This is a genomic window from Streptomyces sp. NPDC006512 (genome assembly GCF_040611935.1).
Lineage (GTDB): Bacteria > Actinomycetota > Actinomycetes > Streptomycetales > Streptomycetaceae > Streptomyces.
Genome location: NZ_JBEXPG010000119.1, coordinates 1 through 8,812, shown reverse-complemented (window position 1 = coordinate 8,812; position 8,812 = coordinate 1). Strand labels below are relative to the sequence as shown.

Here is an 8,812-nt window from a genome sequence, read left to right as displayed (position 1 = left end):
GCGCGGGCGTGGCCCGAGGCCGATCGTCCGCGGCGGGCGGGTGTGTCGTCGTTCGGGATCAGTGGTACGAACGCGCACGTCATCCTGGAGCAGGCTCCCGAGGACGTTCCGGCGGAGGACCCTTCGCCGCAGAGTGGTCTGGTGCCGTGGCTGGTGTCGGGTCGTACGGAGGAGGCGTTGGCCGGGCAGGCGCGCCGGTTGCGCGCGTACGCGTCGGGCCGGGAGTCGTTGGACGTGCGGGCGGTGGGTCGTGCGCTGGCGGGTACCCGGTCGGCGTTCGAGCACCGGGCCGTGGTCCTCGCCGACGACACCGCCACCTTCCTCACCGGCCTCGACGCCCTGGCTCAGGGTGACGGTGTTCCGGGTCTGGTGCGTGGGGTGGCTGATGGTCCGGCTCGTACGGCGTTGATGTTCACGGGTCAGGGCAGTCAGCGGGTGGGGATGGGCCGTGAGTTGTATGCGGCGTTCCCTGTGTTCGCTGAGGCGTTGGATGAGGTGTTCGGGCTCTTTGACGTGGAGCTCGGTGGTTCGTTGCGGGACGTGGTGTTCGGTGAGGGCGGTTCGGTCGAGGGGTTGCTGGACCGGACGGTGTTCGCTCAGGCGGGGATTTTCGCTGTTGAGGTGGCGTTGTTCCGGCTGTTGTCGTCGTGGGGTGTGCGGGTTGATTTCCTGATCGGTCATTCGGTGGGGGAGATCGTGGCGGCGCATGTGGCGGGTGTGTTGTCGCTGGGTGATGCGGTGCGGTTGGTGGCGGCGCGTGGCCGGCTGATGCAGGCGCTTCGTGCGGATGGTGGGATGGCCGCGGTGGAGGGGACCGAGGCGGAGGTCCGGGCGGTGCTCGCCGGGGATGGTTTTGGCGGCCGGTTGGAGGTCGCGGCGGTCAACAGTGGTTCGTCGGTCGTGGTGTCGGGTGATGTGGACGCGGTCGGGGAGTTCGTGGGTGGGTGGAAGGCGCGGGGTCGTCGGGTCAAGCGTCTGACGGTCAGTCATGCGTTTCATTCGCCGCATATGGACGGGATGTTGGAGGAGTTCCGTGCGGTGGCGGAGGGGTTGGAGTTCCGTGCGCCGCGGGTTGCGCTGGTCTCCAATGTGACGGGGACGGTGGCCGGGCCGGGTGAGGTGTGCTCGGCGGAGTACTGGGTGCGGCATGTGCGTCAGCCGGTCCGGTTCATGGACGGGGTGCGGTCCCTGGAGGCCGAGGGCGTCACGGTGTTCCTGGAACTGGGCCCGGACGGCGTCCTCTCGGCCCTCGGACCCGACTGCCTCACGGCGGACGACGAGGGCGAAACCGCCCCGCTGTTCGTGTCCGCACTGCGAGGCGGTGACGCTCCCGAGCCGCGAGCACTGCTGAGTGCCGTCGCCCAGGCCCACACCCACGGAGTCGAGGTCGACTGGTCCACGCTGCTCGGCACCGGGCCGACCGCCCTTGACCTGCCGACGTACGCCTTCCAGCGCGAGCGCTTCTGGCTCGACGCCCCGTCGCGTCCCGGCGACGCGGCGGGCCTGGGCCTGGTGGCCGCCGGGCATCCGCTGCTGGGTGCGGTGGTGTCCCTGCCCCAGGGCCGGGGTGTGGTGTGGACCGGCCGGCTGTCCCTGACCGAACAGCCCTGGCTGGCCGACCACACGATGTTCGGCCAGGTCGTCCTGCCCGGCTCCGTACTCGTCGAACTGGCCCTCCAGGCCGGCGACCACGTGCGCAGCCCCCACCTCGAAGAGCTGACCTACCACCAGCCGCTGGTGCTGCCGGCCGAAGCCGGCACCACTGCCGCCGCCGTGTCGATCCAGGTGCTCGTGTCGGAAGCCGACGCGGCGGGCCGCAGCACGGTGGAGGTGTTCGCGCGGCCCGACGCGGCGACGGACGACGCCGAGTGGACCCTGCACGCGTCCGGCGCGCTGACGCGCAGCGGCGCCGGGACGAACCCCGAGGACGCCGCCGGCGCCGTACGGCCGGACTCGTGGCCGCCCGCCGGCGCCTCACCGCTGCCGCTGGACGACCTGTACGAGCGGATGGCGCAGGCCGGGACCGGCCTCGGCCCCGCCTTCCACGGGATTCGGGCCGCCTGGCGGCGCGGAGAGGAGACGTTCGCCGAGGTCGCCCTGCCGGAGCCGGTGAGCGACGGGGCGGCCGCGTACGGCATCCACCCGGCGCTGCTGGACGCCGTGTCACGCGTGGCCTCCCTGGACGTGGAGGCCACCGCGGCCGGAGCCCCGATGCCGTCGGCCTGGTCGGGCGTCGAGCTGTTCGGCGTCGGCGGGACCGACGTGCGGGTGAGCGTGGTGCCGTCGGCCGGTGAGGTGTCGGTGCGCGTGGTCGACGCGTCGGGCGCACCCGTGGTGTCCGTCGGCCGGCTGGTGACACGCCCCGTCGGGCGGGACGAACTGAACTCCCCCAAGGGCGTGTTGAGGGACGCGCTGTTCACCCTGGACTGGACTCCGGCCGTGGTCCCGGCCTCGGCGGAGCCCGCGCCCGCCTGGGGCGAATGGGACGCGGTGGACGGTTCCGGGGGCGTACCCCGGATCGTGGTGTGGGCCCACAGCGGCGCCGCGTCGGACGACGCCACGTCGGCGACGGCGCGGGCGCTGCACACCGTGACCGGGTTCCTGGCGGACGAGCGGTTCGTCGACTCCCGCCTGGTGGTGCTGACGCGGGGCGCCGTGGGCGTGGGCGCGGGCTCCGATGCGGGTGTCGCGGATCTGTCGGCGGCCCCGGTATGGGGTCTGGTGCGGTCGGCGCAGCTGGAGCATCCGGACCGGCTGGTGCTGGCAGATGTCGAGCCCGGGCTCACCGGGGCGGCCGAAGAGGCCGCGCTGCGGCTCGCGTTGGGCACCGCCGAATCACAGGTCGCGGTCCGGGGCGGCAGGGCGTTCACGCCCCGCCTGGTGCGTACCGCCGTCTCCACGGACGACACCCCCACGGCGTCCTTCGCCACCCGGGGCACGGTCCTGGTCACGGGCGGTACGGGTGGTCTGGGTGCGCTGGTGGCCCTGCACCTGGCGTCGGCGGCGCACGGAGTACGGGACCTGCTCCTGGTGTCCCGGCGGGGTGCCGCGGCCGATGGCGTGGCCGAACTCGTCGCCCAGCTCTCGGAGTCGGGTGCCCGGGTACGGGTGGAGGCGTGCGACGTGGGTGATCGCGAGTCCCTCGCCCACCTGCTGGCCTCGATCCCCGACGACCGTCCGCTCACCGGCGTCGTCCACTGCGCGGGCGTCGTCGACGACGGCGTGATCGAGTCGCTGGACGCGCAGCGGCTGGCCGGTGTGTTCCGTCCCAAGGTGGATGCGGCCCTGCACCTGCACGAGCTGACCGCCGGCCTCGGCCTCTCGGCGTTCGTCCTGTTCTCCTCCGTCGCCGGGGTGTTCGGAGCGCCCGGCCGGGCGAGCTACTCCGCCGCGAACGCCTTCCTGGACGCCCTCGCCCACGAGCGCCGCGCGCAGGGTCTGTCCGCGGTCTCCGCGGCGTGGGGCCTGTGGGAGGAGGACCGGGGCATGGGCGGCCAGGTGACCGGGGCCGACCTGGCCCGGATCAGGCGCGAGGGCGCCGTCGCGATGTCCGCCGAAGAGGGCCTCGCCCTGTTCGACGCGGTCGTGGCGCACGACCGGGCCCTGTGCGTGCCGGCCCGTCTGGACCTGGCCGTGCTCGCCGCCGCCGGTACTCCGCCGCTGCCCGTGCTGCGCCGGCTCGTACGGCCCGCGCGCCCCCGGCTGGACGCCGCCGCCCGGCAGGAGGAAGCCCCGGTCAACGCGGCCGAAAAGCTCGCCGGAAGCCTGGCCGGACTGTCGGATTCCGAACAGGTGCGCATCCTGCTCAGGCTCGTGCGCGGCCACGTCGCCACCGTACTGGGCCACGCCGACCCGGAGGCCGTCTCCCCGGACCGGGGCTTCCTCGAGTCCGGATTCAGCTCGGTCGCCGTCGTCGAACTCCGCAACCGCCTCAGCCAGGCGACCGGCCTGCGGTTCTCCGCGGTGACACTGTTCGACCACCCCAACCCCCGCGCCGTGGCACGGCACTTGCAGTCCCGGCTCGACATCGCGGCCGACCCGGCCGCCCCGGGCGGAGCGGGTGGCGCGCCGGAGTTCCAGGCCGCCCTCGCCTCCCTTCCGCTCTCCCGCCTCAAGGAGGCCGGAGTCCTGGACGCCCTGCTGCGGCTCACCGGATTCGACAGCGCCCTCGGCGAAGGCGCCGCGTCCGCGCAAGCGGCCGGACAGGCCGAGCAGGACACGTCCGGAGCCGCCGATCCACACGCTGTGACACCAGAGTCCATCGACGCCATGGATCTGGAAAGCCTCGTTCACATGGCGATCAACACCGACGCCTGAAACCCCTCGGGAGTTAGCTGATGGACACCACCGACGATCGAGTTGTGCAGGCGCTGCGCGCGTCGATCAAGGAATCCGAGCGGCTGAAGCAACAGCACCAGCAGCTCGTGCAATCGCTGAACGAACCGATCGCCATCATCGGCATGTCCTGCCGCCTCCCCGGCAAGGTCGTCTCCCCGGAGGACCTGTGGCAGTTCGTGCTCGACGACGGCGACGCGATCGGCGCGTTCCCCGACGACCGCGGCTGGGACCTGGACGGGCTGTACGACCCCGAACAGCGCCGCAAGGGCACCCTGTACGTGCGGGAGGGCGGCTTCGTCGACCGCGCGGCAGACTTCGACCCCGCGTTCTTCGGCGTCAGCCCGCGCGAGGCCACCGCCATGGACCCGCAGCAGCGGCTGCTGCTGGAGACCGGCTGGGAAGCCTTCGAACGGGCCGGCATCGACCCGACCGCCCTGCGCGGTACGGACGTCGGCGTCTTCTCCGGCACCAACATCCAGGACTACGCCTCGCTGCTCATGAGCTCCCCGGGCGCCTTCGAAGGACACGTCGGGACGGGCAACGCCGCCGCCGTGCTCTCCGGCCGCCTCGCCTACACCTTCGGCTTCGAAGGCCCCGCGGTGACCATCGACACGGCCTGCTCCTCCTCGCTGGTCGCGCTGCACCTGGCAGCGCAGTCCCTGCGCCGGTCGGAGTGCTCGCTGGCCCTGGCGGGCGGTGTGACGGTGATGTCCACGCCGATGGGCTTCATCGAGTACAGCGGCCAGCGGGTACTGGCCAAGGACGGACGCTGCAAGTCGTTCGCCGGCTCGGCGGACGGCACCGGATTCTCGGAGGGCGTCGGCATGCTCCTGCTGGAGCGGCTGTCGGACGCCCGGCGCAACGGCCACCCCGTCCAGGGCCTCATCCGCGGCTCCGCCGTCAACCAGGACGGCGCCAGCAGCAGCCTGACCGCGCCCAACGGCCGCGCCCAGCAGCGGGTCATCCTCCAGGCGCTGGCGAACGCCCAGGTCCCGGCCGACCAGGTCGACGTACTGGAGGCACACGGCACCGGGACCGAGCTCGGCGACCCGATCGAGGCGGAGGCACTGCTGGCCACGTACGGGAAGGGCCGCTCGCCCGAACGCCCCCTGTGGCTGGGATCGGTGAAGTCCAACATCGGGCACACCCAGGCAGCCGCCGGCCTCGCCGGAGTCATCAAAATGGTCCTGGCGATGCGTCACGGCCTGGTCCCCAGGACCCTGCACGTGGACAGCCCCACCCCGCACGTGGAATGGGGTTCCGGCGCCGTACGCCTGGCCACCGAGCCCGTCGCCTGGCCCGAGAACGGGCGGCCGCGCCGCGCGGGCGTCTCGTCGTTCGGGATCAGCGGGACCAACTCGCACGTCATCCTCGAACAGGCCCCGGCCCAGGCGCCCGACAGTGACGCGCCCGCGCCGCAGGCGGATACGGCGGCGCCGGCCGGCCCCTTCCTGTGGCCCGTGTCCGGGCGCAGCGAGCAGGCCCTGCGCGCCCAGGCGGGGCGACTCGCCGCCCATGTGCGGAACGACCCGGCCCTGTCGGCCGCCGACCTGGCCCTGTCCCTCGCGGGCCGTACGGCGTTCGAGCACCGCGCCGTGGTCGTCGGCGCGGACCGCACCGGCCTGGAGGCCGCACTCGACGCGCTGGAGGCCGGCCGCGAGGACGGCCGCGTCGTCCAGGGGACGAGCACCGCCTCGGGCAAGACCGTGTTCGTCTTCCCGGGGCAGGGCTCCCACTGGCCGGACATGGCCGGACGGCTGCTGGAGTCCTCGGCGGTGTTCCGCGCCCGCATCGAGGAGTGCGACGAGGCGTTCTCCGCCCACGTGGGCTGGTCGTTGACGGACGTCCTGCTCCAGAAGCCGGGGGCGGCGTCCCTGGACCGCCTCGACGTGGTGCAGCCGGTGCTGTTCTCCGTGATGGTGGCCCTCGCCGAGGTGTGGCGGGCGCACGGAGTCGAGCCCGACGCCGTCGTCGGCCATTCGCAGGGGGAGATCGCCGCCGCGTACGTCGTCGGCGCCCTGTCCCTGAAGGACGCGGCCCGGATCATCACCCTGCGCAGCGCCCTGCTGAACCGGCTGACGGGGAAGGGCGCCATGGCGTCGTTCCTGCTGTCCGCCGAGGAGGTGGCGCGCCGCATCGCACCGTACGGCGAGCGGCTTTCGATCGCCGCGGTGAACGGTCCCACGTCCGTCGTGGTGTCCGGGGAACCGGAGGCCGTGGACGAACTGGTGGCGCTGTGCATGGCGGACCGGGTACGGGCGCGGAAGGTACCCGGGGCGAGCGCCGCGGGCCACTCCGCGCAAGTCGACGCGCTGCGGACGGAGTTCGTCGAGGAGCTGTCCTCGGTCGCGCCGCGCCGGTCGAGCGTGCCCTTCTACTCGACGGTCCTCGGCGAGGTCGCCGACACGACCTCACTGGACTGCGGGTACTGGTACCGGAACCTGCGCGAGCCGGTGCTCCTCGACGGCGCCGTGCGCAGGCTGCTGGAGGACGAACACCGGTTCTTCATCGAGGTCAGCCCGCATCCCGTACTGACCGTGGGACTTCAGGAGACCTTCGAACGGGCGGGCGCGACGGCCGCCGTGGTGGGCACGCTGCGCCGCGACGAAGGCGGGGAGGAACGATTCCTCACCTCGGTCGCCGAAGCCTACGTACGAGGCCTGCCGCTCGACCTGAGCCGGATGCCGAACCTGTCCGGCGCCCGCCGCGCGGACCTGCCGACGTACGCCTTCCAGCGCAGGCGGTTCTGGCCCGACGCGCAGATGACGGCCGGGCCCGCCCAGCCGGCCGGCACGGTCCCCGCCGGTACCCCGGCGGCCCCGGCTGCGGTGGCCGGTCAGGACGCCGCGAGCGCCGGACCGGCCGAGGAGGGCACCCAGGGGCATGCGCTCCGGCGCCTGGCGGAGCTGCCCGCGGACGAGCACGACGCGTTCCTGGAGGCCCTGGTGTGCGAGCAGGCCGCCGCGGTGCTCGGTCACGGCTCGGCCGAGGAGACCGAGATGTGGCGCCCGTTCCAGGACCTCGGCTTCGACTCGCTCACGGCCGTCGAACTGCGCAACCGGCTCGGCGCCGCGCTCGGCCTCGCCCTCCCCGTCACCCTGGTCTTCGACCACCCCACGCCCCAGGACCTCGTCGACCACCTGGCCTCGGAGGTGGCGGCGGCCCGTCCCGAGCCGGCCCCCGCGACCCGCTCCGAGGTGCTGACCCACCTCGACGAGCTGGAGGCCGTACTGGCCCAGCCGCAGGCCGACCCCGAGCAGAACGACGAGATCGGTGTCCGGCTGCAGCGCCTCCTCACCACATGGGCCGACGCCCGGGCCGCCGAGGAGAAATCGGAGGGCGCCGTGAGCGAGGAATTGCAGGCGGCCACGGACGAGGAAATGTTCGACCTGATCGGCAAGAAATTCGGAATTTCGTAGAGCGGTCACCGAATCACAGTCCGACGAGTCACGTGTGAAGGGGCCGACATGGCTGACGAAGAAAAGCTCCGGTACTACTTGAAGCGGGTTTCCGCCGAACTCGAAGCGACGCGGGAGCGGCTGTCCGAAGCGGAGGCGGAGGCTTCACTGCGCGCGGAACCCATCGCGATCGTGGGGATGGCATGCCGCTTCCCGGGCGGCGCCGACACCCCGGAGCGGCTGTGGGAGCTCCTGGCCGCCGGCGAGGACGCGATCGGAGCGTTCCCGCAGGACCGCGGGTGGGACATCGAGACCCTCGAAGGGGAGTCGGACGCGGTCGAAGGCGGTTTCCTCTACGACGCGGCCGAGTTCGACCCGGGCTTCTTCGGGATCTCCCCGCGCGAGGCCCTCGCGATGGACCCGCAGCAGCGGCTGCTGCTCGAAACCTCGTGGGAGGCGATCGAGCGGGCGGGCATCGATCCGGTCAGCCTCAAGGGCACCGACACCGGGGCCTTCCTGAGCACCAGCTACCAGGAGTACCTCGCCCGCCTCCAGCAGACCGGCGCCGTCGTCGACGGGTTCATGCTGTCGGGCAACTGCGTGAGCGTCGCCTCCGGCCGCGTCGCCTACGCGCTCGGCCTCACGGGTCCCGCGATGACGCTGGACACGGCCTGCTCGTCGTCGCTGGTGGCGATGCACCTCGCCGCGGAGTCCCTGCGGCGCGGCGAGAGCTCCCTCGCCCTCGCCGGCGCCGCGACGGTCATGGCCGCCGAGGCGATGTTCGTCGAGTTCAGCCGTCAGGGTGGTCTGTCGGCGGACGGGCGGTGCAAGGCGTTCGGTGCGGGGGCGGACGGTACGGGCTGGTCCGAGGGTGCTGGTGTGCTGGTGCTGGAGCGGCTCTCGGACGCGCGGCGCAACGGGCACCAGGTGCTCGCCGTGGTGCGGGGGAGTGCGGTCAATCAGGACGGTGCGAGCAATGGGCTGACGGCGCCGAGTGGTCCGGCGCAGGAGCGGGTGATCCGTCAGGCGTTGGTGAACGCGGGTGTGCCGGCTGAGTCGGTGGATGTGGTGGAGGC

The 8,812-nt window shown here is 72.8% G+C and carries 3 protein-coding genes; all 3 read left to right on the top strand.

The features are described from left to right. Nucleotides 1-4,317, top strand: a 4,317-nt coding sequence (locus ABZZ17_RS39450; protein ID WP_356884125.1) for a type I polyketide synthase, incomplete at its 5' end; no start/stop codon positions are given. A 20-nt stretch (nucleotides 4,318-4,337) separates the two neighbouring features. Next, nucleotides 4,338-7,757 (top strand): beta-ketoacyl synthase N-terminal-like domain-containing protein, encoded by a 3,420-nt coding sequence (locus ABZZ17_RS39445; protein WP_356884123.1) that lies wholly within the window; start codon nucleotides 4,338-4,340, stop codon nucleotides 7,755-7,757. Between the two features lie 48 nt (nucleotides 7,758-7,805). Beyond that, nucleotides 7,806-8,812 (top strand): beta-ketoacyl synthase N-terminal-like domain-containing protein (locus ABZZ17_RS39440; RefSeq protein ID WP_356884121.1); only part of this gene is annotated, 1,007 nt, incomplete at its 3' end.